The sequence below is a fragment of the Paenibacillus sp. 2RAB27 genome, assembly GCF_052115445.1.
Classification (GTDB): Bacteria; Bacillota; Bacilli; order Paenibacillales; family NBRC-103111; genus Paenibacillus_E.
Genome location: NZ_JBFRGR010000011.1, coordinates 48,597 through 73,524 on the forward strand (window position 1 = coordinate 48,597; position 24,928 = coordinate 73,524).

The following is a 24,928-nucleotide window of genomic DNA, read 5'->3' on the forward strand; positions in this document are numbered from 1 at the left end:
TGTTAGAACCTGTTGCGGGTTATTTGCGAGGTTTTAGCGACTAGCGTCAGTTTCTGGATGCATTTCGACTCGCATTTAAGTGAAATAGTCCGCCATTGATGACGGATACAGCGATCCGTGGCTTATGCTGCCAATCGATCTCTTCCAAGCGATTCCGACACTGGATTTCGATTTCGTCTCTTTTGTCAGGTTCTGCTGCTAGTAAAAGGCCGTTGTAGTAGCCCTCCACACGATCGATTTCACTGCGATGCCGGGCATTCGCTTCATCGGCCCAGCGGTGGTCGTAGGTGCTGACTTTACGCTCAAGCGTCATCTCCAGGGCATTGATCGCCTTCGGAATGGAAATCGTATCCGGTAATATGTGACTATTCGCAGGAAGCTTCGGCGATAGACTTTTTGTAAGCATTTGCTTATGAAAATGCTCACGAATTTCACCGGTACTCAGCTGAATCGCAAGGGAATGAATTTCTGTCCGTTTCCGGTCACAGAGAAGCTCAACCTTGTAGTTCACACAGAGCCACGTATTGTAGACGAGGGAAGCATGGTACGTTGCCCCCGTCGGGAAGGGCTCCTCGAATACATGTACGAACCGACCGCGCTCGCGAACGATCCCGAAGATCTGGTCAAGTCGTCGGCTGCCGAAGGTGACTTCATCTTGTGGAACGCGCGCCGTGATGGTTGTCGGAACGAAGCCGAAGTAACGGCCAAGTATGCTGTCCGGCGCACTGCCTGCAGGACCACCAGCACCGCCAGTACCCGAAGGCCCGTAGCCAGTGGAAGGAGGGCTTTGGACAGCGGTCACAGCCGCAGGTTTCGGCTTCGTTTCCAGCTTCATTTGCTCTGGATCGATCACGAATTTATACGTCATCGTTTCCGCAGCAGCACCTGTTCGCTCAATGAAGCTCCAATAATAGGGGCGGCCCGTCATTTCCCGATCTGCGTCGGGAGAGAGCTTGACCGTCACGGAGGCAGGTGTTTTCTCTAGAATCTGACAATCGTAGGCTTCCAGAAAACGCATCACGAACGAGTGGATGTTTCGTTTATTCATGGACCCACCTCCACAGCTGGGGAACCGCCTACAGCATCAAGGATGTCTTGGAACTTGGCGCCATATTGCGGATTTTGTTCGATCTCTTCTCTTACTTCGCTGATGGAATGTCCAAGTTCATCGATTTTACGACGGATTTCCTCGCCAGAACCGGCTTCCATCACCATGCGGAACAGGGATGTTTCAAGCGAGCCACGTTTCTCGATTTTTTCCAAAATCGTATCCAGTTGCCCAATAACTAATTCAAACATATTGATTTTCTCGTGCAAGAGCGAGAGGATATGTTCTTCAATGGTATTCCTTGTGGATAAGTTGTAAATGTTCACATCATGCGTTTGCCCAAGGCGATGAACGCGACCGATCCGTTGTTCCACGCGCATAGGGTTCCACGGCAGATCGAAGTTGATCATGTTGTGGCAAAATTGCAGATTAATGCCCTCGCCACCTGCCTCGGTGGCTATAAGAACTTGTACCCGATTTCGGAACAAATCCATCATCCAGTCTTTTTTGCCGCGATTCATGCCGCCGCGATAGGGGACTGCCGTAATCTTATGTTCTTTGAGATAGTTCAATAAATATTCCTGCGATGCCCGATACTCCGTAAATATAATGACTTTATCATTGATGTCTTGGATAAGTCGCATCGTGGTTTCCGCTTTGCTATTGGACTTAATGCTGCGAATAAGCTCGACGAGCTCCCATATTTTGGGCCGCATCGGTGAATCTTCGGCTGTCTTCTTAAATAAATTGACCAATGTAATGAATACAGCGTCCCTCGAACTGCACACCTCACGCTGTAGGGTAATCATAGACAGCATCGAGCTAAGATCTCCGCCATTTTCTGAATAGCGCGAGCGTACGAAACTCGTAACCCCATCATAGAGTGCTTGCTCATCATCGGAGAGGGTGAGCGGGATATTACGCACAATCCGCTTCGTATAGTGAACACCCCCGTCTCCCCGACGGTTGCGGATCATGACTTTGGAAAGTTCTTGTTGCAGCTGAATCTCATTCTTCGGCGTACGCTTGCCTACAACGAAGTTGCTCTTGAAGCTGTTCTGCCCGCCAAGCTGACCTGGCTTCAGCAGCGTGATCAGATTGTAGAGCTCTTTGAGATCGTTCTGCACAGGCGTAGCTGTGAGGAGCAGGCAGTATTTTTTGCGCAGCTCGTTGACGAACGTGTAGTTAGTCGTTTTCTTATTCTTCAGCTTGTGCGCTTCATCGACGATGAGCATATCGTATTCAAGGCCCATCACAATCTCGCGATGCGGGTCCCTTTTCGCTGTATCCATCGAGGCGACAATGATGTCGGCTTGCTGCCACATGTAGGCTTTTTTATGCGCAACGGCAGGGATGCCGAATTTGGTATTCAATTCCCGAACCCATTGCAACACAAGGGAAGCGGGTACAAGGATGAGCGTTTTGCGGACAAGCCCGCGGATCATGTATTCTTTTAAAATTAAACCAGCTTCAATGGTCTTCCCAAGTCCAACCTCATCGGCCAAAATAGCCCGCCCACGCATTTCGTTAAGTACTCGTTTCGCTGTATCAATCTGATGCGCCATAGGTTCTAGTGTCCCTAAGTGTGCAAGGCATTGCATATCATCAAACGTAGAAATAAGCCCCGATTCTTCCGATTCGTAGGCAAGCTGATATAAGGTCCAGTCATCCCATGGACCTCCTCCACGTACACGATTGTCCAGCTCGGTAAACCAGTCCCTCTCAAAATGCATATCCAGCTGTTTATGAATGGGGCGAATGTTCTCTTGCTGATCATGTTGACGCATGGCAGTGCCCTCCTAAACGTTTTGCGTAGCAAAACTAGCCTCGTAAGCATATGCTACGTTCTGATTCTAAGCTTATCCTCGTAAATGTCGAATACTTGTTAGTATGTCCAGAGAAGAATCTTTCATAACTTTTCCCATGTAAGAGTTTTACTAGKGGGGACGTTGTCAGAGGTCGAACGCTGAACTTGAATATGCTATGATAGAGGTTAGTTTTTGGGAAAAAGTGACGTTCTACACGAAAGGAAGTCGAATGAGATGACAGCTTGGCGATTTATACATACAGGGGATCGTTCTCCTGCTGAAAATATGGCGTTAGATGAAGCGATACTTACCGCTCACAGTGAAGGCAAAGTTCCGCCAACGGTGCGTTTCTACGGATGGAATCCTGCAACGTTATCTATTGGTTATTTTCAAAAGGCGGCCGAAGTGGATCAGGAAGCGGTAGCGAACGAGGGAATTGGCTTTGTGAGACGGCCTACTGGCGGGAGAGCTGTGCTGCACGATAAAGAGTTGACGTATAGCATCATCGTAGCAGAGGATTATCCAGGCATTCCCCGCAATGTGACGGAAGCTTATCGCGTGTTGAGTGAGGGGTTATTGCAAGGTTTTCGTGCGCTAGGCCTAGCAGCAGAAATGGTGCAGTTGGCAAGCGATGAGGAAAAAGAGAAATACGCCTCCGCTGGTTCTGCGGCATGCTTCGATTCACCGTCTTGGTACGAGCTGGTTGTGGAAGGTCGTAAAGTGGCAGGCAGCGCACAGGTTCGGCAGAAAAACGTCGTGCTTCAGCATGGCTCGATCCTGCTGGATATGGATACGGATCAATTATTTCGGATGCTGCGCTTCTCGAATGAGAAGGTGGCAGATCGTATGAAACAAAGCTTTCTGAAGAAAGCGGTGGCCATTAATGAATTGCTGCACGCGCAAGGGAAAGCGGAAGTTACATTAGGTGAAGTGGAGGAAGCGTTCCGGCGTGAAATCGCGCTAGGCCTTGGTGTCGAACTCGTTGAGTCGTCGTTGACGGATTATGAGGTTGAACTTACGGCGCGTCTTGTTGCCGAGAAATACGGCACGGATGAGTGGAATTTACGGCGTTAGCAGGTTAACAGAAGTGGGAAAGTGGATGATATCGAAGATTGCTCCTTAAGGTGCGTAGTGAGATGGAATGCTCCAGTTATCTTTCCTGTAACTTTGTGAAAGGCAAGCTCCTTCTTCAGCAAAGTAGAGAGGAATAAAGGGATTTCATGCAGCTAAAATAGAGGAAATGGCTGACTTTTTAGGAATAACTGGACTATGTGCAGGTAATATCAGCTATTCTTAGCCGCGTGGTCAGAAATCGCTGAATTAGCTGTAGGTTTTCCAGTTATTCAAGTAATTGACCGAAAATGATCTAAAATAGCTGGAGTTTTTCCAGTTAGTTGATTCATCTAGCTTCATCCAAATAAAGGACAGCCCTCGGGTAGATGAATCTACTCAAGGGACTGTCCTTTTTTCTCATCCGAGTACGACTCGGTCATCTGCTAACTTATTGCCGCTGATATGTTCAAACTCACCGAGAAGCTGTGCTACCGTGAGGTTCTTCTTCCGTTCTTCGTTCACATCAAGAATGATGCGACCTTTATCCATCATGATCAGGCGATTGCCGAGACGAATCGCTTGCTCCATATTGTGCGTGACCATGAGTGTGGTCAGCTTCATTTCGCGCACGATTTCCTCGGTCAATCGTGTGATCAGTTCAGCCCGCGCGGGATCGAGCGCGGCTGTATGCTCATCGAGCAGCAGGATCTGCGGCTCGGTGAACGTCGCCATGAGCAAGCTGAGGGCTTGTCGCTCGCCGCCGGAGAGCAGACCGACCTTCGCGCGCAGACGGCTTTCCAAGCCGATACCGAGGCGCTGCAGCTGTTCCAGGAACAACGCGCGCTTCCGCGCGTTGGTGCCGAAGCTGAGCCCGCGCTTCTTGCCGCGGGCATACGCCATGGCGAGATTCTCCTCGATGGTCATACGAGGAGCGGTCCCCGCCATGGGGTCTTGAAAGACGCGGCCGATCCAGCGGCTGCGCTTGTACTCCGGCAGATGGTGTATGACTTCACCATCTATGCGTACTTCGCCGGCGTCTGGCGTCATGACGCCGGAGATGATGTTCATCAGCGTCGATTTACCGGCGCCGTTACTTCCGATGACCGTGACGAAGTCACCGGGCTTCAGGGCTAGGTTAATGCCGATGAGCGCAATTTTCTCATCGGCGGAACCAGGATTAAAGAGCTTGGAAACGTTCGAGAGCTGCAGCATTAACGCCCACCTCCTTTATTCATTTGCAACGCGAGCTCGAGGAGCTCAGCAGAGCGCTTCTTCGCATTCGCTTTTTGTTTGAAGGCTCGCTGCACCGATGGCAGAACGAGCGCGATAATAACGATAATCGCGGTAATTAACTTCAAGTCGGATGCTTTCAGCCACTCGACTCGAAGTGCTAACGCAACAACAATCCGGTACACGATGGAACCGAGTACAGCAGCAAGTGTCGCTTGGAAAACGGAGCGAGCCCCAAAAATCGCTTCCCCAATAATAACGGAAGCTAGTCCAACCACGATCATCCCGATACCCATCGAGATGTCCGCAAAGCCGGATTGCTGAGCAATAAGTGCACCGGATAAAGCTACTAATCCATTTGACAAGCTCAAGCCTAGAATCGTTGTTCGGTCTGTATTGGCACCGAAGCTGCGAATCATGCGTGCGTTGTCCCCAGTTGCACGGAGAGCAAGACCCAGATCGGTATGCAGGAACGCATCAAGCAACAATTTGAATACAATCACAATGATCAACACTACGGTAATTGGTGACATGGAAGAAAACAAAGTATCTACGCCAAGAAGCGAAATGTTCGGTTTGCCCATGATGCGCATATTAATCGAATACAAGGCAATCATCATGAGAATTCCGGACAGAAGCCCGTTAATTTTACCCTTCGTATGAAGCAGTCCTGTGCAAGCGCCAGCCACAAGTCCACCTGCAAAAGCGGCCAAACAAGCAAGAAGCGGTGAGTATCCATTGGCAATCAGAATGGCAGCAATGGCACCGCCTGTTGTAAAGCTGCCATCCACCGTTAGATCGGGGAAATCAAGAATACGAAACGTAATATAAACACCTAGCGCCATCAACGCATAGAGAAGTCCTAGCTCGACGGCACCAGTCATTGAATCCATCATCATTATTCCTCCTAACTTTGAAAAAAAGAGGTGAACGAAAGTGACGTTCACCCCTTTAGTGTCTTTCTACTCACTGAATAATATTTTTCTCTTTATCTTTTACTGCGGCTTTCATCGCATCGGTTACTTCGATGCCTTGTGCTTTAGCTGCTTTTAGGTTTAGGATGAGATCCATTTTGTCAGGCACAGTTACTTTCATGTCTGCTGGTTTTTTACCATTTTTGAGGATGTCGACAGCCATTTGGCCTACTTGGTAGCCGTGATCATAGTATTTGAAGCCAACTGTTGCGAAAGCTCCTTTTTCAACGGTATCACGGTCACTGGAGAAGAATGGGATCTTCTTATCGTTCGCGATTTGAATGATACCATCCACACCACTAACAACCGTATTATCAAGCGTAATCAAGAATGCGTCTGCACGACCAACAAGGGATTGTGCAGCTTGTTTAACTTCTGATGTGTTCGTAACAGGTGCTTTAATTAGCTTGATGCCATGCTTGGTTAAAGATTGTTCAGCATTTTTGGCCATAATGACAGCATTTGGTTCTCCTTCATTTAGGACAAGACCAACTGTCTTAATCTTCGGCATGTTAGCTGCAACGAAATCCATTAATTGGGCAATGGCCATTGGATTCGTATCGGAAGCTCCGGATACATTGCCGCCTGGCTTATCCAGATTGGTTACGATTTTGGCTGCAAGTGGGTCTGTAACCGCTGCGAAAAGAATCGGTGCTTTCTTCACTTGCTGTACCACTGCCTGTGCGGATGGTGTTGCAATTCCAAGTACAAGGTCATTGTCGGCGGATGCAATTTTTTGAGCGATGGATAAGTTATTCGGTTGATCGCCTTGTGCATTATTGAAGYCAACCTTCAGGTTCGTACCTTCTACGATGCCTGCATCTTTAAGTGCTGCAAGGAATCCCTGGCGTGTTGCATCTAACGATGGATGTTCAACAATTTGTGAAATCGCAATCTTGTAAGTTTTGGATGCGGCTGCTGTAGCTGCCGGAGTAGTTGAGGCTGCGCCACCTGCTGCAGGCGTTGGCTCAGCTTTTTGACCACAACCTGCGACTAACATAATAGCTGCTGATAATACGATGGATGTGAGTGCTTTCTTTTTCAACAAAATTACCCCTCTCTAAGTTCCCAGATGTTGCTTGGACGCATTGCTCTCGCACCACTTTAACGCTTTCGTTCAGCAAAGCATGAGAGGCGAGGTGTCCAAGTAGTTTTATAATCAACCATAGTTTAATTGGCTCATGGGGTTTCCGTCAATTGTTTTATCCGAATGTGTGATTATTTTGTGAATATTTGTCGGGAGGAAACATGACATACGGATGTAGAGATGGGGTTTGTACGCAAAAAAAGAAGACAGCCTTAGAAGCCAGATGAGATGACTTGGACTAGGGCTGCCCTTGTATGGGGGGAGTGTCTTTAGTTGAGAAAGGTTCTTTCAAATTCGGCTTGAAGTTTCTGGGTTGTTGGACCAGGTACTCCTGAACCGATAGATTGTCCATCTATTTGAAGGACTGGTGTAATTTCTACCGTCGTACMTGTGATAAAAGCTTCATCAGCCTGTAGAAGTTGTTCCGTCGTGAAAGATTCTTCTTTGACTGGTATTTGTAAGGCATGCGCAATTCGGAGTACGACAGCACGTGTAATCCCATGCAGAATCAAGTGATTGGCAGGGTGCGTGTAGAGAACCTGATCTCTCACCATCATCAAATTCGAGGCACTGCATTCGGTTACCGTGCCTTCACGATGAAGCACGACTTCTTGTACACCATGATCTAATGCAGCTTGCTTGGCAAGTACATTTGGCAGCAAATTTAGGGTCTTGAGATCGCACCGTAACCACCGAATATCAGGCTGTGTAACGGCGTTGATGCCATTCTTAATGGTTGCTAAAGGACGCTTCACCTCAGAGCAATAGGCGAGTACAATCGGCTCAGCCTGTGTCGGGAATGGATGCGCGCGAGGCGCCTCTCCACGAGTAATTTGCAAATAAACCGTGCCCTCGATGAGGTTGTTGTGCCCAATGAGCTTGTTCAATATAGTTAGAATTTCATCACTTGAATGAGGTAGGGAGAGGCGTACTTCACTAGCTGTTCGTTCGAGCCGCTGCATATGTGCAGCACCTTCATAAAGCTGACCATTGTAGACGCGAAACACTTCATAAATACCGTCACCGAAGTAATAGCCGCGATCATCAGGTGAGATTTGAATGTCTTGTTTATGTACGAATTCGTTTTTATAAAAATACATGTGGGTGCGCTCCTTAGGAATAAAATAATTATGGAACATATGTTCTAAATAATGCCTTGTTGTGGTATCCTACTTATAGGTTAACAAAGGATGAGAGACGCGTCAAAGCTAGTAAATTCGTGACTAGAGTGAATTTGGTTCTTTTGCCAATGGTACATCCATATGTTGTGTAGTATAATAATTTGGCACTACCATATATTGAGAAATAAGGGCTACTAACTCTTGTAGCGACTATCTTAAATGCAGCTGAATATGTAGTCTATTGGGAGGCTTATGGCATGGGGAATGTTTATGAGAGCAAGAAGTTAACGGGATTAAGTGAGAAAATCTTTTTGGATCGCTACGCACTTAAGAACGCAGATACGAGTCATGCGAAAGTGGGGGATACCGTCCTCGTTTTGACCAAGGATGATCCCAAATTCCCAGCTAAAGAGGTTGGAGAAATTATTAGTCGTGAAGGAAATACCGTGAAAGTTCGAACGCGCAGTGGGGAAACCGTGGAATCTGCAGTTGAGAAGCTAACGTTAAATATGGAGAAAACACCGGAAGAAATGTGGGATCGCTTGGCAGGAGCGATGGCTTCGGTTGAAAAGACAGCGGAGAAGCGTCAGGAATGGACGGAGAAATTCAGATACATTCTGAACGATTGGAAGCTTGTACCTGGGGGCCGGATTGCAGCAGGCGCGGATGCGAGTGATGAATTGACTTTGTTCAATTGCTACGTTATTCCTTCACCGAAGGATAGTCGCGGCGGGATTATGAACACGTTGACTGAAATGACAGAAATTATGTCACGCGGTGGTGGCGTTGGCATTAATCTGTCTTCACTTCGTCCGAGACGTTCAGTGGTGAAAGGCGTTAATGGATCGTCCAGCGGTGCTGTTTCGTGGGGTGGATTATTTAGCTATACGACGGGTTTGATCGAGCAAGGCGGTAGCCGCCGTGGGGCATTAATGCTCATGATTAATGATTGGCATCCGGATCTGGAGGATTTCATTACGGTGAAGTCCACCATGGGGCAGATTACGAACGCGAACTTATCTGTGTGCGTAAGCAATGGCTTCATGAAAGCAGTGAAGGAAGATCTGGAGTGGGAACTGGTGTTCCCAGATACAACAGATCCAGAGTACAATGAGTTGTGGGATGGTAATTTAGACGCGTGGAAGAAATTAGGCAAAGCTGTTAAGCCTTATCGCACGGTTCGCGCGCGTGATGTTTGGCACTCGATTATTGAGTCGGCATGGAAATCCGCTGAACCTGGCGTAGTTTTCTTGGAATATTACAATCAGATGTCCAACAGCTGGTATTTTAATCCTATTATTTGTACGAATCCGTGTGGTGAACAAGGACTTCCGGCATGGGGTGTCTGTAATTTATCAGCGATCAATCTGTCGAAGTTCTATGATGCGGAGAATCATGATGTGGATTGGAAAGAACTTGCTACCGTCGTACGCTATTCAACGCGTTTTCTGGATAATGTTATTGACAAAACGCCGTATCATTTTGAAGAAAATCGGGTGAATCAGCAAAATGAGCGTCGGGTAGGACTAGGTACGATGGGTCTGGCGGAGCTTATGATTCTTTTGAAAATACGGTACGGCAGCCCTGAATCACTCGAGTTCTTGGACAAGATTTATGGGTTCATGGCGAGAGAAGCGTATCTGGCTTCATCTGAGATTGCAGGCGAGAAGGGATCCTTCCAAGCCTTTATCGAAGATAAATTCATGGAAAGTGGCTTCATGCGCAAAATGACAGAGGTATATCCTGAGGTTGGCGAGGCCATTCATCAGAATGGTATGCGTAACGTGACGGTCATTACCCAAGCACCAACAGGAAGTACGGGGACAATGGTTGGCACATCGACAGGGATCGAGCCCTACTTCGCATTCGAGTACTATCGTCAAAGTCGCCTAGGCTTCGATAAGCAGTATGTGCCGATTGCGCAGAATTGGAAAGACGCGAATCCAGATCAAGATCTGCCTGATTACTTCGTCACCTCCATGAGCTTGTCCGCTGAAGACCATATTCGTGCACAAGCCGCCATTCAGACTTGGGTGGATAGCTCGATTTCGAAGACAGCTAACTGTCCAGCTGATTTCACGGTTGAGGAAACGAAACGACTCTATGAATTGGCGTATGATCTGGGCTGTAAAGGCGTGACCATCTACCGCGATGGCAGCCGTGATGTACAGGTATTGAGCACGAGCTCGGATAAGAAGGAAGAAGTGAAAGTGGAGGCTCAGCCGGAAGTAGCTCCAGTAGCTGTCGCTGCAGAGGCTGTTGTAGATGAGGAGAGCTTATCGCGTCTGTCTGGCAAGCTTGTGGTGAATGTGGATGCGAAGACGGAACAGGTCTTTGATAAGCAATACAAGCGTCGTCCGCAAATTTTACGTGGCGCTACCTATAAAGTGAATACCCCATTCGGTATGGCGTATATCACGATCAATGATATGAATGGCACACCGAGCGAGATTTTCCTCAACGTAGGAAAAGCAGGGTCCGACGTGTTCGCGATGTCCGAAGCACTCGGCCGCGTATGCTCCTTGTTCTTGCGCTATGGCGATCACGGGGATAAAGTGAAGCTGCTCGTGAAGCACTTGAAGGGCATTGGCGGCTCCGGCGCCATTGGATTCGGCAACAACCGCGTCGAGTCGATCGCAGACGCGGTTGCCAAAGCGCTCGAGCAGCACGACGAAGTGATGAGCGAGCCTGACGATGCGCGGAACTACGTGACCGCGACGAGTGAAGTTGTTGAGGCAGCGCCGGCTGGGGGCGCTGCTGGTGGTGGCGGGCACACGGCTCCGAGCGCGACGAGTGTCGCGGCGATGGACCTATGCACGGCGTGTGGTTCCGCTTCGCTGGTGAACAGCGAAGGGTGTAAGAATTGTATCAACTGCGGATATAGCAGATGTTCATAGTAAGAGCCAGGGCGGGTGCCCTGGCTTTTTTTTGTTGTGAAATTCCAGAATTAATTGGAATTGCTCCATAATTCCATAGACGGTTTGTTACAGAATTCGTTTGAAAATTGATTTTATACATTAGGGTGAATAATTATACAAAAACAAGGTCAGTCGATATTATATCGTCTGATCCACCGATTATTCTGGCGGATGAGCCTACAGGTGCATTGGATTTGAAGACGGGTGCGGAGATCATGGATATTTTCAGTCGGTTGAATGAGCAGGGGAGAATGATTATATTGATTACGCATGATCGGTAGGTTGCAGAGCAGGCGAAACGGGTTGTGCGATTTCGCGATGGGCGGTTGGTGGGCAATGCATAGAGTGAAAAACCGGAAATCCATGGAAATATGGGGGCCCGGTTTATTTATTTTTGTTTATTAATAATCGGAAAAACCACATAATTGATCGATTTCTTTTATAGCGAATTCATCTTGCTAAAGCTGCTTCGAGATTCAAATTATACTCTGGCACTACTCTAAGGCTCATTGTCCTAAGGCCATCAAGAAATATTTGACTGAGAGAGCGAGTTTCAATCTGCATGAGCTGTTATTTCTTTCTCGGAAGCAAACGAATGGATTGCCACCTCTACAAAAAAAGAGGACAGCACATATTTCTAGTGAAAATGACGGTTTCAAAGACAATTTCCTAGTTATGGGTACGCCCGTAAATTCTAGAGTACAGCTTGCAAAGATCTACAAGATGTAACAACTTGAATTTCATTTTTTCCCCTGACGAAGAAAAGGATATCTGGTCGTTGCTCTGCACCGTATCTACAACATTCTTCAATCTGCTATTCGGTTAGTGATACGCCATAGTATTTCTTAAAGCTGGTATAAAAATAATTTGACATTACCATTCCGTATTTCACTTGTATGTCATTTATCGTCAATTGAGTCTGTTCCAGAAAGTCTTTTATTTCCTCCATACGGACCATGGGGTGCAGTGTGAAACGTTTTGAAACCAAACATTAGTTTTGTGATTTTCTTTATGAACCTAGGATCTTGTTCTACTATGTTGTTTAGTTATTTTGTCTTCCTTACCAAAGTTTCTTTTGGCAGGGCTTTTTCATTTATTTATTCTTGTATGGCTGTTGGATATGCCGGGTTTTTCCCCAAAGAGATCTCACGTGGTAATTGATTATGTGGCGAGGCAAAAGCTTTTGTAAAGAAACTCTTTGCTGCCGGCATATCTCGATTTTCTGATTTCATAAAATCAATCGTTTTCCTCGTAGAATCAACTGCTCTATATATATTTCCATTGACCTTGATATACGTTTCATCGGTTCTGTAGGAAACATTTGTGGGTCTTAAATAGGGGCAGATTCGTTTGTCTATTTCAGGACCAAACTCATGGGCCCATCTCATAATTGTTCGTATGAGAAATCTCTAATCCTCGCTCGGTCATTATTTCCACCATGTCTCGATAGTTCAAACTTTATTTTAAATGCCATCTCACTGTTAGTAAAATGATTGCTGATTCATAATGCTTCCATTTAAATAAATCTGATATGGTTTCCATAGTAAATTGCTCCATCTCTTTGCGCAGCAGCTCGGATATGCGAAGGACTTCGGCGCATTCAGGGTTAGTATCGTAAAAAGCCTTGCTTATTAATAGAACAAAAATGGTTTAATGCAATGTGAGGATTTACTTGCCCGTAGATCAATTAAGCAACTCTTAGAATGCCTCGATATCTCTATAATCATTTCTAATGATTATCGCGCCAGCCGTTGGTAAAGCAGGCATTCACCGCATGTTGGATGCTCAAAACATATGATTATATCGCACTGTCCGAAGGTTATGTTACGTTACTGCCATGGCCAGACAGTCGCATCATACTGCTCTTTTAATTAAGACCGTGAGAGACGCCGTCTGCAATAAATAAGAAAACGGAGGTAGAACATCATGAATTCGGCATCGGCACAGCAAATCGAAACATTGAAAGTGATTCCGCCGAAAAAGCGAGGCGTTATTAACGACTGGGAGTTATACGCCATGCTTCTCCCAGGGATTGCTTTCTTCATTATTTTTAAATACATCCCGATGTGGGGAATCGTTATCGCTTTTCAAAATTATAGCCCCTTCAAAGGGGTGCTAGGCAGTGAGTGGGTCGGCTTTAAACATTTTATCACGCTGTTCCAATACGACGGATTCTGGTTGTTGCTTCGAAACACGCTGCTGATTAGTTTATATAATCTAGTATTCTTTTTTCCCGTTCCAATCGTTCTTGCGCTACTGTTGAATGAAATTCGGATCAACTTGTTCAAGAAGTTTATCCAAACCATCATTTATTTACCTCACTTCATTTCTTGGGTAGTTGTTGTCGGCATTACTTATATGATGCTTGGAACGCAAGGCGGTCTCGTTAACGAGATGATCAGATCGGCTGGGGGTACGGAGATCGCCTTCCTGACCACGAAGGAATGGTTCCGCAGTTTGATTGTCGGTCAAAGTGTCTGGAAAGAAGCCGGCTGGGGTACGATCATCTTCCTGGCTGCGCTCGCTGGCGTTGATCCGCAGCTTTACGAAGCGGCAATCGTCGACGGAGCGGGGCGCTGGAGGCAACTCTGGCACGTTACGTTACCGGCCCTTCGCAGCACCATATTAATTCTGCTTATTTTGCGGATGGGCAGCGTTCTTGACGTAGGCTTCGAGCACATTTTCCTCATGCTTAATTCGACCGTGAACGAGGTGGGCGACGTCTTCGAAACATACGTGTACCGTGAGGGACTAATCGGAGGCAAATTCAGCTACACAACTGCGATCGGCTTGTTTAAATCTGCCATCGGCATGATCCTTATTGTTACGGCCAATTGGCTGACCAAAAAACTCGGAGAAGAAGGCGTCTACTAAATCGTAGGATTCGTAACACTATGCCCGGAATCAGATAGGAGGAACCGATTTGCTGCACTACAAACCATCGCTCGGCAGCAGAATTTTTGATATTGCTAATGTTTCTGTACTTGTCTTATGCTCGTCCGTTATGCTGTTTCCGTTCTTGTACGTCCTAGCTACCTCACTTTCGCCGATGGAGCAGGTCCTTCGCGGCGGACTCATTTTGTGGCCCCAGAAAGTGACTTGGGGTGCTTACGATACGATCTTTTCCAACAGGCATTTTGTCCGCTCTTTGTGGATGAGCGTTGTGATTACGGTGATCGGCACGTTCGTCAATCTCGCTCTCACTTCCCTGATGGCCTACCCGCTAGCCAAAAAAAGACTGCGCGGCCGCAACTTGATCCTGTTACTTGTCGTTGTGACGATGCTGTTCAGCGGCGGACTGATCCCTAGCTACCTGGTGGTCAAAAATATGCATCTGCTGAATACGATATGGTCCGTTATTTTGCCTGGCGCCATCAGTGCATTTAACCTGATCATCATGAAAAACTTTTTCAATAGCATTCCCGAGGAACTCGAAGAATCGGCTCGCATCGACGGCTGTCGCAACTTCGGTGTTCTGTTCCGCATCGTGTTGCCTCTATCGATGCCGGCGCTTGCCACCTTTACGCTGTTTTACGCGGTCGGTCACTGGAACTCTTTTTTCTCAGCGGTCATGTATATCAATAAGACCGATTTATGGCCTATTCAGGTGCTGCTGCGTCAAATGATCGTTGAAGGCTCCGTCGAGCAATTCCAGAATGCTTCGCTTGAAGGAAGTGCAAACGTAATGCCGCAAACGATCAAAATGGCTGCGACGATCGTTGCGACGGTTCCGATCCTGCTGATCTATCCGTTTCTGCAGAAACATTTTGCGAAAGGCGTGCTGCTCGGTTCGGTCAAAGGCTAATCCGATCGGGTTTCGGAGGACCATTTACCCGGTTCTCTTCACCATATATAATATAAATGATATCAGGAGGTCAGAAACATGTTAAACAAAAGAAAATGGTACAAACATATGTCCATTGTCCTAGCTGCAACAATGCTGGGGGGCGCCGTAACTGGGTGTGCAAAGAAAGAAGAGCCGGTCGCCAGCAATCCTGTTGGCAGCGCCAAACCGGCTGACAAAAAGCGGATCAAAATCAGCTCGATGTTCCCGCTTTACGGCGATCCTGCGCAAAAAACGGAAGCTTGGAAATTCATTGAAGACAAATTCAACATCGACTATGAGCCGCTGGCGATTCCGAACAACAGCTCGGAGGAAAAAGTAAAGCTGGCTGTCGCCTCTGGCGATATGGCTGATTTCACTACATGGGAATCGTTTCCTTCCGCTGACTTTAGCAATTACGTAGATCAAGGCGCATTTCTTGCGCTCGATGATTACATCAAAGATATGCCGAATATAATGAAGACACCTCAGGCGGCTTGGGACAACTTGAAAATCAATGGCAAAATATACGGGATTCCCAGAACGCGTCCATTAACCACCGTCGCGGTCATGATCCGCCAAGACTGGCTTGACAATTTGGGCCTGCCTGTTCCGAAAACGACGGATGAGCTGTTTAAAACGGCGGTCGCGTTTACGAAGAACGACCCTGACAAAAACGGCAAAGCGGACACGTTCGGCTTCGCTGTCGGCGAAAACATTGCGTTTTTGGAAAGCATTTGGCACGCATTCGATACCGGCAACAACTGGCGGATCATGGAAGACGGCACGTTGATGAACAGCGCGATCACCCCGGGACGCAAACAGGGACTCACCTTTGTACGTGATTTGTACAAGGAAGGCGCCATCGACAAAGACTTTGCCGTGTTGAAAACAACACAAGTGTGGGAGAAAATCAACAGCGGTAACGCGGGCATTTACGTCGGGAATATCAGTGATTACCCGAAATTCGTCGATGCGCTTGCCAAAACGAACCCGAACGCCAAGTTTGTGTTGGCCAAAAATCCGGTTGGACCGACAGGCAAATCCGGCACGAGCAATGGAATCGGCTTCTACGGTCTGCAGACAATACCGGCGAGTCTAGGGAAGGACAAAGACAAAGTCAAACGGATTATCGAATTCATCGATTGGCAAGCAAGTGACGAAGGTACTCTCTTCAAGCAATACGGCGTGGAAGGAGCCCACTATACTAAAAATGCCGATGGCACCCTGAAGCCTAATGCCGACAAGATAAAGGCCGACGCCGTCGCCAATCTGGTATCCCATAACAAATTCGATCCGTATTTGGCGGTTTCGACTACGGCTTCAGCCGATGTTCAAAAGATGCAGCGCGAAATGATTGACTATGTCGCGGACAAAGGCGTGACAAACCCGGTTATCGGTTTTCTAGCACCAGCACAGCGTGAGAAAGGTGCTGATCTTAACAAGCTGCGCGACGAGTTTTTCGTCAAAGTAGTGATGGGCAAGAGCCCTATTGAGGACTTCGACAAGTTCACGAAAGAATGGCTTGATAAAGGCGGTTCTCAATTAACGAAGGAAGTGAACGATTGGTACAAGGTGAACAAAAAATAATCTGATCTTATTTCCGGGAATGTTGACCTTGCTGCCTATACCCTACACCGGATGATCATTTCCTTTCGGGAATTGATCTTCCGGTTTTTATTTGAAATATTCGGTTGAAAGGTGGTTATCGCATGCTGCGCTCCTTATGGAAATGGCACTTATCAAATCAGATGCGCTTGAAAGTGCTGTTTGCCGCTTCGTTATTTTCAATTATCCCGGTAATTGTCCTCGGCGCCATTACCTATATGATCGCCAGCGACAGCATGATGCAGGAAATTGGTAAAACGAACAAAGAAACAATGCGGCAAATTCAGGAACGAATCGACAAGCTGCTCGTCACCAATGATAAAATCGTTCTGCAGCAAGCGTTTAATCCCCTTTTGACGGAATTTTTGAAAACACCGGATCCTTACAAGGACAATCTTTTATTCCAAAAGGTCACAACCATCCTCAATTCCATGGAAGTGCTGATGGAAAATGTGGATTCCGTCTATTTGTATATGAAACGTCAGCAGCTCGCCGTCAATCCGAGCGAGGGTATCTTCGAAGCGTCCAAGCTTGATGCCGGGTTGCTTCAACGAATCAATGAAAGTAATGAGCCATTGTTCTGGTTCGACCGTAAAGTGATGGCATCAGTGCCGCGCGGTGGGTCCCACGTCGTGACACTTGTCCGTCGTTTACCAGTGACGTCTGATCAGGCGCTCGGTTATTTGATTATCAACCTGAACGAACGAGCGTTTTTCGAGGTGTTCGGCAGTATGCATCAGGGCACAAGCGGTGAAATGATCATCCTTACACCATCTGGCAATATTTTTTCGGATTGGAACAAAAGGCTGCTAAGTCGCGAATTCTCCGACTATCCGGTTATCCGCGACTTGAAGGAGTCCGACCTGCCTGAATCGTTCGGCGAATACAAAATCGACGGTAGTTTGATGCTGGTCAACTCGTTGAAATCATCCTATAACGACTGGCGGTATGTGTCGGTATTACCGCTGAGCGAGTTGACGATTCATATCCAATCGATTAAAAAAACGACGATCTTCATTTGCCTCGTGCTTACCTTTGTAAGCCTCGTCGCAGCCGTCCTGCTGTCGCAGCGGCTATTTCGGGCCTTCTCAGGCTTTATCGAGAAGATTCGCAGCATTGGTAAGTTCAACCAGCCGTTGCCGCAGAAAATGGACGAATTCGGCCTTATCAGTTATTACGTAGAGTCGCTTCAGTCGACGAACAACCATCTGGAAAGCCAAATCCTGCAATCGATGCCGCTCTTGCGGGCGAGTTTCATCCAGCGTCTCCTAACAGAGACATTTCGGCAAGGGGAGTTTGGCGAGAAGCTCGATTATTATCAAATACCAGCCGCTTACGGGTACTATACCGTGCTATGTATCGAGCTGGACAATTTGCGGGGCCAATCGGAGCAGGACGTTAATTTGTTTCTATACGCGGCAATGAATATAGCCAAAGAAGTCATCAGCCATCATACGGAAGGTATGGTCGTCAGAATGCAGTCGGAGCAGATTGCTGTCGTCATCAACAACGGGCAGAGGGAGAGCGGAACGAGTMAGGTGCAAATGGAGATTTTTCGTATTTCCGAGGAAATACGGGGAGTAATCGAGCAGGTGCTCCACGTTACGGCGACAATCGGCGTCGGCCACAGCTATCTGGGCATTGAAAACCTACACCGCTCTTACAAAGAGGCACTTGAGGCAATCAAGTACCAGCTTCTCGAAGGAACCGGGACCGTGTTGTTTATCGACCGGGTGAATCCTGAAGAAACCGTTTTTTCGTACCCCGTGGAGCAGGAACAACTCATTCTATTGAATTTGAAGCTTGGTAATCTTGAACAAATAGAGAGCGCAGTCAACGATTTCGCGGAAACATTGAAAATGGAAGAAGCACTGACAATCGATCACGTACGCCAATCGTTCGTACAACTGCTCGCAGCGACGCTTCGGACGCTGTATGAGTTCGACCCTAAAGACGGGCCGAAGCTATTTACAGACAACGTATATCATACGTTGAACCAATTCAAAACAATGGAACATATCAAGGAATGGCTTATACAAAACATTTTTCATACGATGATTGTCCATTTCCGCCACCTACGCAGCGAGCGAAATTCGCAGACTACGGAGAAGGTGCTAAGTTATATTCACAAGCATTACGACGAAGATCTGTCGCAACCTCAATTAGCCGATATGGTGATGATGCCAGTGTCGCACTTTAGCAGCTTTTTTAAACAGGAGGTCGGCGTTACGTTTACCGAATACATCATCACGTACCGGATAGAGAAAGYGAAGGAACTTCTGACGAAAACGGATTTTAAGGTGTCTGATATCGCCGAGAGGCTTTGTTATAATAATTCGCAAAATTTTATACGTACGTTCAAACGGGTCACCGGGATTACCCCCGGGGAATATAGACAAAAGCATACGAGAACGGAATGAAAGTTATAGTACGGCTGCCGATACACGACGAAATTGAATCCGAATACAGACTGGACAGACGGATTTTGGACAGGCATGCTATGGCTCTGTTACGAATATTCCAAAGATGAAGTGTTCCGCGAAGCGGCGCAGCGCAACATCGATAGTTTTCGTAAGCGGCTTGCCGACAATGTTGGTCTCGGGCATCATGATATTGGTTTCCTCTATTCATTATCGGCAAAAGCTGGTTGGATAATTGACAAGGACGAAGCGGCGAAAGAGCTAACGCTGCAGGCGGCTGACAAACTGCTTGGTCGCTGGCGCGAAGAGGCGCAGCTGATTCAGGCGTGGGGATCTTTGGGCGACGAAAAGCAAGGTGGACGCATCATCATTGATTGTCTGATGAATTTGCCGTTTTGTATTGGGCAACGGAAATGACTGGCGACAACCGTTATCGTGAAATTGCGATCAAGCATGCGGAGAAAAGCCGCCGTTATCTGGTGCGCGGCGACGATTTCTCGTATCACACGTTCTACTTCGAACAGGATTCAGGCATACCTATCGGAGGGACGACGCATCAAGGGTATCACAACGGTTCTACATGGACACGCGGCCAAGCATGGGGCGTATATGGCTTTGCGCTTTCTTACAAATATACGAAAAATCCGGAATTCCTTGAAACGTCTCTTCGTTTGGCGCGCTACTTCCTGCAGCATTTGCCAGAAGATCATGTCGCCTACTGGGATTTCAATGTGCCGGTTGACGCAAATACTTACCGAGACAGCTCTGCGTCGGCGATCGTTTGCGCAGGCTTGCTCGAACTATTGGATCATTTGGATCCGAACCATCCGGAGAGGGCCTTTTTCGAAGACTGGCTGGAGCTCTCGCTCAAATCGCTTGTCGACAATTATTCGACAGTTGGAGAAGAAGATGCGGAAGGTTTGATCAAGCGAGGTTCGTATAGTATTCGGGCCAACAGCTCCCCGGATGATTTTGTGATCTGGGGCGATTACTATTATCTCGAAGCACTCATGCTTATTGAGAAAGGTATCACTGGATATTGGTATAACCGGTAGTAGCTGGATGGAGGTAATGAGTAGAATGGAAAATCAAACATATCGGCCTGGACCTATTGTAAGCGATTACGATTTTTTTACCCGTGCAATCGATATGAGCTTACCGGCCCTAGGGGATTTAAAGAAAGCGGTCGAAAGCGATGACTTCGTTAAGGCGCGCCGACTATTTGCGGAGCATGTGAGGCGATCCTTGCGTCCGGATCTGTATTTCCGTATTCCGCCTCATGATATGCAAAACGTGTTTTTTCTGCCGGGAGAGACGATGGAAGAGATGGGTGAGCGTATATTGTCTTTAAAGTTCGTTTCTTGCGGCACGCCCCATCAATTCTCTGGGAAGGTGGACTGGTCCGTCAATCCTACGTTCAATCAATATGTAGAATGGACCGTGCAATTGAACCGTCATTGGGAATGGGAGGTGCTGGCGAGGCGTTACCTGGAAACGGGGAGTGAAAAATACGCCGAGGGACTCGTTAACCTGTTTACCAGCTGGGTCCAGCAGGTCGTTATACCGGAAAGTGGGCCGGGATACGGATGGAGGACGATCGAGTGCGGATTGCGTATGGGCAATGCCTGGCCTTATGCGCTTCACGCCTGTTACCATTCTCCACATTTTACTGATGACGTGTTGATCGACTGGTATAAATCCTTGTGGGAACATGCTTTGCGGCTCCGCCTCCATCATCGGAAAGAAGGCAATTGGCTGCTTATGGAGATGAACGGTCTGTCCCACATCGGCGTGCTTTGTCCGGAATTCAGGGAAGCGACAAACTGGAGAGCCTATGCTCAGGAGAAGCTGTTCCAAGAATTGAACAGACAGCTATACCCGGACGGGTTTCATTTTGAATTAAGCACGAATTATCACGAGGTCGTATTACAAAATTATTTTCAAGTGATTGAGTTGTATCACGCCTATCATATCCCGATTGCTCCTGAACTCGTTAAAGGACTCGAACATGCTTGCACAGCTCATGTCAAATTGATGATGCCGGACGGCCGGTTGCCAGATCTGAACGATGGCCGCTGGTTGAAAGTATCGGATTCGTTTTCCATGCAGGAGGCGACAAGACATTATCCACACAGGTTGGACTTTCTATGGGCCTTAACCGAAGGACAAGAAGGGAAACCGCCGGTTGAAACGTCCATACCCTTTCCTTACAGCGGTTACTATGTCATGCGGACCGGCTGGGATCGGCAAGCCGTATGGGCGATGTTCGACGCGGGACCGTTCGGGAGGGGACACCAGCACGAGGATAAGCTGAATCTGCTTATACATGCCTACGGAAAGCTACTGCTTACCGAGGGGGGCAATTACGCCTATGACGACTCGGAGATGCGTCGCTATGTTCTGTCGACCCGATCGCACAACACGGTTCGTGTAGATGGATCGGATCAAAATCGGAGAATCGCTTACCGTTGGATGGATGAAGACATCAATGTGCTGACTGATGCACAATGGTATTCGTCCGAAGTCTTTGATTGGGTTCAAGGAATATATAACGAAGGCTATGGCTCGCAGGCGCAGATTAGAGTCACCCACAGCCGGAGCGTGCTGTTCTTGAAAAACGATCCGCTCGTTTCTCCATGCTTTCTGGTCATTGACAGGCTAACGCCGCAAGATGAACAATCGCACAACTATGAATTTCTATGGCATCTGCACAGCGAATCGGCAGCTGTTCAAGGGTTGAACAGTTTTACCTTGAACCATGAAAGTCCGAATCTGAGCCTAGTTACGAACCGAATGGACAACCTGACAGCCACAATCATAAAGGGGCATATCGAACCGGAGTGGCAAGGGTGGAAAAACACCGATACGTTTGCGCAAGGAGAGTATGCGCCTGCTCCTACGGTTGTCTATGATTTGACGGCCGTGGGATCGGTTCGCCTTGTTACCTTGTTGTTTCCTACAAACACGGGAGAAAGTTGCCCGATAAAGGAAGTTGAAGCCTCGGGAGAAGTAGGCGATCGACAAATACGGCTGAATCTGCTAAACGGCCAATCGATTTTGATTGACGAAAACGAATATACAGGGGTTAGGGGCATGTAATCCGCAAGGAGTAGAAACAGTAGAAAAGAGGAGTGGTTGGAGATGACCCAATTAACCGCAATATTGATCGGTGCAGGAGCCAGAGGTGCTCGTAGCTATGCGCCATACGCGTTGGACTATCCGCATGAGTTGAAATTTGTTGCCGTAGCCGAAGCAAACGCTATTCGAAGAGAGGACTTTGCCAAACTGCACCATATACCGGGAGAATGCAGCTTCGAGTCGTGGGAGCAATTACTGGAACGGCCGATCATGGCCGACATCGCCGTTATTTGCACACAAGACCAGATGCATTACGAGCCGACCATGCAGGCATTGGCGAAGAAGTACCATGTGCTGCTGGAGAAGCCAATGTCGCCTACGCCGAAGGAATGTATCGAGATGGAGCTGGCGGCGAAGGAACACGACCGTTTGTTAACGATTTGCCACGTGCTTCGCTATACGCCGTTCTGGTCGGCCGTGAAGCGAGTCATATCTGAAGGGAAAATCGGTCAAGTCGCGTCCATTCAATTAAACGAAAATGTCGGGTATTGGCATATCGCCCACAGCTTCGTACGAGGCAATTGGAACAACTCGGAGACGTCAAGCCCGATGATCTTGGCCAAATCGTGCCACGATATGGACGTTCTATCATGGTTGATGGATCAACCATGCGAACGCGTTAGCTCGTACGGATCGCTTATGCATTTTCGCTCCGAGAACGCTCCTGAAGGATCTACCGACTATTGCATCAGTGGATGCGCCGTAGAGTCCACCTGTGCATATTCGGCACCTCGGTTTTATTTGGGGGAAGGAAAAAACTGGGCGAGGCATTTCGCCGATGAGTTATCCAAGGAGAGCATCATTAAAGGCCTTCAAGAGACCAATTACGGACGCTGTGTGTATAAAAGCGACAATAACGTAGTTGACCACCAGGTGGTTAATATGGAGTTTGCGAACGGAGCCACTGCCATGTTTAGTATGTGCGGTTTCACGAGGCACCAGGAGCGGCGAATTCAAATCATGGGAACCAGAGGAGAACTTAGGGCCGAGGAAAGTAAAATCGTTGTTTGCGATTTTCTGACTCATGAGGAGACCGTCATTGAAATACCCGAGCAAACTAGCGGCCACGGCGGGGGAGACAGCGGTATTGTACGCAGTTTCCTTAAAGAGGTCCTCAGCTATACGGGCAGAGAAAGCCTTCTTACCTCGGCATCGGCTTCTGTAAGAAGCCATATGATGGCATTTGCTGCAGAGCACTCGAGACTTCATAAAGGCAAGTCGATTGAGTTGGACGAATTTTACAACAACGTAATGACACCGGAACGGATTCAAGCTTTTTAATAATTAAATATTTGTCTTGCATATTTATGCATACATTGTATATAGGCTAAATTATTTTTTCTAACGAATTCTGAAACAAACAGTCATTTTCGCAGCGACGACCAACAAATTCTAATGAATTCTGAAACAACAATAACGGAGCCACGCGGGTTTGCGGGCTCCGTTTTCTAATTAATTTTGGAGTATCACATTTTTTTTTCTTAGGGAAGGATTTTATTTTTGTGAGTTGTAACTTGAAATGTCGGCGTGTGAGTTGTAACTTAAAATGTCGGTGGAAGATGAAATGTCGTTGAGTTTGAATATAAATGACGTGAACTCGTACCTTTAAGGTACGGGCTTTTCTTTGTTTTCAGAGAGTCTGGTGCGATAATTAAAAGTCATTATTATACTGGTTTTGCGGATTGTAACCTGTTTTAAATATGAATATAAAATGTCATTTTTAATGTAATCGAGTGTGATTATATTCAAATTTCACAGGATTAAGCATAATTAAGAAATGTTAATAAGAATGAATCTGGGTTGTTTAAAATGCAATTAAAAGAATTTAAATTATTTTGCCGAATCCTAAATGATGGAAAATGAAAGAACTGAAGAGGGATGAAAAATGTTAATTAAATGGGCTCAGTTGTCGGATATACATCATTTGTATAACAACTACGAAACTACTGTAATGAGAGATAATCTCATTGAGTATCTACATAATATACAAGATGAAATAGACTGGTTGTTTATTACGGGGGATATTGCTCATAGAGGGGGTAGTTATGGACCCGAAACAATATCCTTTTTGGATTCTCTTCTTGAATCTATTGATATTGGAAAGCAACATCTTTTTATTGTTCCTGGAAATCACGACTTAAATAGAAATCCTATGGTGGATAGATTAGCGAGTCATATATTAAGTGCGCCAAATGCAAAAGATGAAGTGAATAGTATTGACTCGGGTACTTTTGAGACAATACTTTCCATTCAAGAACCCTTCTTTAGGTTCTATAAAGAATATATGGATGAAGAATACCCAAAAAATGCTTTGCATTTTGTAAAACGTTGTCCTGGATTTAACGTTTTACATATTAATACTTGTCTTATCGCAGGATCAAAAGGTGTAGAAGGCAAAATTCTCATTGGCTTAAGTAAATTGTATGAGGCAACAAAGCATTTGCCCAAGGATAATACCATAAACATAGCAATAGGACATCACACTATAAATTGTATACACAATGATGAACGAGAAAGCTTGCTTAATCGTTTTTCTGATAGCCGAATCGATTTATATATGAATGGTCACGTTCATAAAGCAGCATATCATAATGAATCTGATAATTATAATAATACACAGATGTTTAACATCAGGTTCAGTTGTTGTCGATCAATATTCTGATCCCTTATTTATTACTGGTGTTATTGATTCCGAGAGTG

General features: G+C 46.8%; 15 protein-coding genes and 3 pseudogenes. 11 read left to right on the forward strand and 7 right to left on the reverse strand.

Annotated features, from left to right (window positions below; translation table 11 throughout):
* Positions 1-46: 46 nt before the first annotated feature.
* On the reverse strand, positions 47-1,048 hold the full coding sequence (locus AB4114_RS17025; RefSeq protein ID WP_441989522.1) for a YqhG family protein: 1,002 nt from the start codon (positions 1,046-1,048) through the stop codon (positions 47-49).
* On the reverse strand, positions 1,045-2,835 hold the full coding sequence (locus tag AB4114_RS17030; RefSeq protein ID WP_441989523.1) for a DEAD/DEAH box helicase: 1,791 nt from the start codon (positions 2,833-2,835) through the stop codon (positions 1,045-1,047). The genes AB4114_RS17025 and AB4114_RS17030 overlap by 4 nt, the downstream gene beginning before the upstream one ends.
* A 255-nt stretch (positions 2,836-3,090) precedes the next feature.
* On the opposite strand from AB4114_RS17030, the gene AB4114_RS17035 reads away from it, so the two are divergent.
* Positions 3,091-3,930: a lipoate--protein ligase family protein gene (locus tag AB4114_RS17035; protein ID WP_441989524.1), complete on the forward strand. Its 840-nt coding sequence runs from the start codon at positions 3,091-3,093 to the stop codon at positions 3,928-3,930.
* 396 nt (positions 3,931-4,326) lie between these two features.
* Here the strand turns inward: AB4114_RS17035 and AB4114_RS17040 are convergent, their stop codons facing one another.
* The 4 genes from AB4114_RS17040 to dat form a co-directional block, all read right to left on the reverse strand.
* On the reverse strand, positions 4,327-5,121 hold the full coding sequence (locus AB4114_RS17040) for an ABC transporter ATP-binding protein (protein ID WP_441989525.1): 795 nt from the start codon (positions 5,119-5,121) through the stop codon (positions 4,327-4,329).
* Positions 5,121-6,035, reverse strand: a complete 915-nt coding sequence (locus AB4114_RS17045; protein WP_441989621.1) for an ABC transporter permease — start codon at positions 6,033-6,035, stop codon at positions 5,121-5,123. The genes AB4114_RS17040 and AB4114_RS17045 overlap by 1 nt, the downstream gene beginning before the upstream one ends.
* Before the next feature lie 70 nt (positions 6,036-6,105).
* Positions 6,106-7,158, reverse strand: coding sequence for an ABC transporter substrate-binding protein (locus AB4114_RS17050; protein WP_441989526.1), 1,053 nt, complete (start codon positions 7,156-7,158; stop codon positions 6,106-6,108).
* Between the two features lie 311 nt (positions 7,159-7,469).
* Positions 7,470-8,300, reverse strand: a complete 831-nt coding sequence (gene dat / locus AB4114_RS17055) for a D-amino-acid transaminase (protein ID WP_441989527.1) — start codon at positions 8,298-8,300, stop codon at positions 7,470-7,472.
* 278 nt (positions 8,301-8,578) lie between these two features.
* Between dat and AB4114_RS17060 the strand changes: the two genes are divergently transcribed.
* Entirely contained in the window at positions 8,579-11,218 is a 2,640-nt protein-coding gene (locus AB4114_RS17060; RefSeq protein WP_441989528.1) for an adenosylcobalamin-dependent ribonucleoside-diphosphate reductase, read from the forward strand.
* A 167-nt stretch (positions 11,219-11,385) separates the two neighbouring features.
* Positions 11,386-11,517: pseudogene (locus AB4114_RS17065) on the forward strand (macrolide ABC transporter ATP-binding protein); the annotation flags it as partial.
* 684 nt (positions 11,518-12,201) lie between these two features.
* Here the strand turns inward: AB4114_RS17065 and AB4114_RS17070 are convergent.
* Positions 12,202-12,781: pseudogene (locus AB4114_RS17070) on the reverse strand (IS6 family transposase); the annotation flags it as partial.
* 384 nt (positions 12,782-13,165) lie between these two features.
* Between AB4114_RS17070 and AB4114_RS17075 the strand changes: the two are divergent.
* The 8 genes and pseudogenes from AB4114_RS17075 to AB4114_RS17110 all read left to right on the forward strand — a co-directional run bounded on the left by AB4114_RS17075 (position 13,166) and on the right by AB4114_RS17110 (position 24,890).
* Positions 13,166-14,113 carry an ABC transporter permease gene (locus tag AB4114_RS17075; RefSeq protein WP_441989529.1) on the forward strand — a complete coding sequence of 316 codons (948 nt, stop codon included), beginning with the start codon at positions 13,166-13,168 and terminating at the stop codon, positions 14,111-14,113.
* Between the two features lie 52 nt (positions 14,114-14,165).
* Positions 14,166-15,044, forward strand: a complete 879-nt coding sequence (locus tag AB4114_RS17080) for a carbohydrate ABC transporter permease (RefSeq protein ID WP_441989622.1) — start codon at positions 14,166-14,168, stop codon at positions 15,042-15,044.
* Positions 15,045-15,122: 78 nt separating this feature from the next.
* Positions 15,123-16,652: an extracellular solute-binding protein gene (locus AB4114_RS17085; protein WP_441989530.1), complete on the forward strand. Its 1,530-nt coding sequence runs from the start codon at positions 15,123-15,125 to the stop codon at positions 16,650-16,652.
* Between the two features lie 122 nt (positions 16,653-16,774).
* Complete coding sequence (locus AB4114_RS17090; protein WP_441989531.1) at positions 16,775-19,090, forward strand: helix-turn-helix domain-containing protein; 2,316 nt, start codon at positions 16,775-16,777, stop codon at positions 19,088-19,090.
* A gap of 33 nt (positions 19,091-19,123) precedes the next feature.
* A pseudogene (locus AB4114_RS17095) lies at positions 19,124-20,145 on the forward strand (glycoside hydrolase family 88 protein); the annotation flags it as partial.
* A gap of 25 nt (positions 20,146-20,170) precedes the next feature.
* Positions 20,171-22,189, forward strand: coding sequence for an alginate lyase family protein (locus AB4114_RS17100; protein ID WP_441989532.1), 2,019 nt, complete (start codon positions 20,171-20,173; stop codon positions 22,187-22,189).
* Positions 22,190-22,231: 42 nt separating this feature from the next.
* Positions 22,232-23,509 carry a Gfo/Idh/MocA family protein gene (locus AB4114_RS17105; protein ID WP_441989533.1) on the forward strand — a complete coding sequence of 426 codons (1,278 nt, stop codon included), beginning with the start codon at positions 22,232-22,234 and terminating at the stop codon, positions 23,507-23,509.
* Between the two features lie 604 nt (positions 23,510-24,113).
* Complete coding sequence (locus AB4114_RS17110; RefSeq protein ID WP_441989534.1) at positions 24,114-24,890, forward strand: metallophosphoesterase family protein; 777 nt, start codon at positions 24,114-24,116, stop codon at positions 24,888-24,890.
* Positions 24,891-24,928 lie beyond the last annotated feature (38 nt).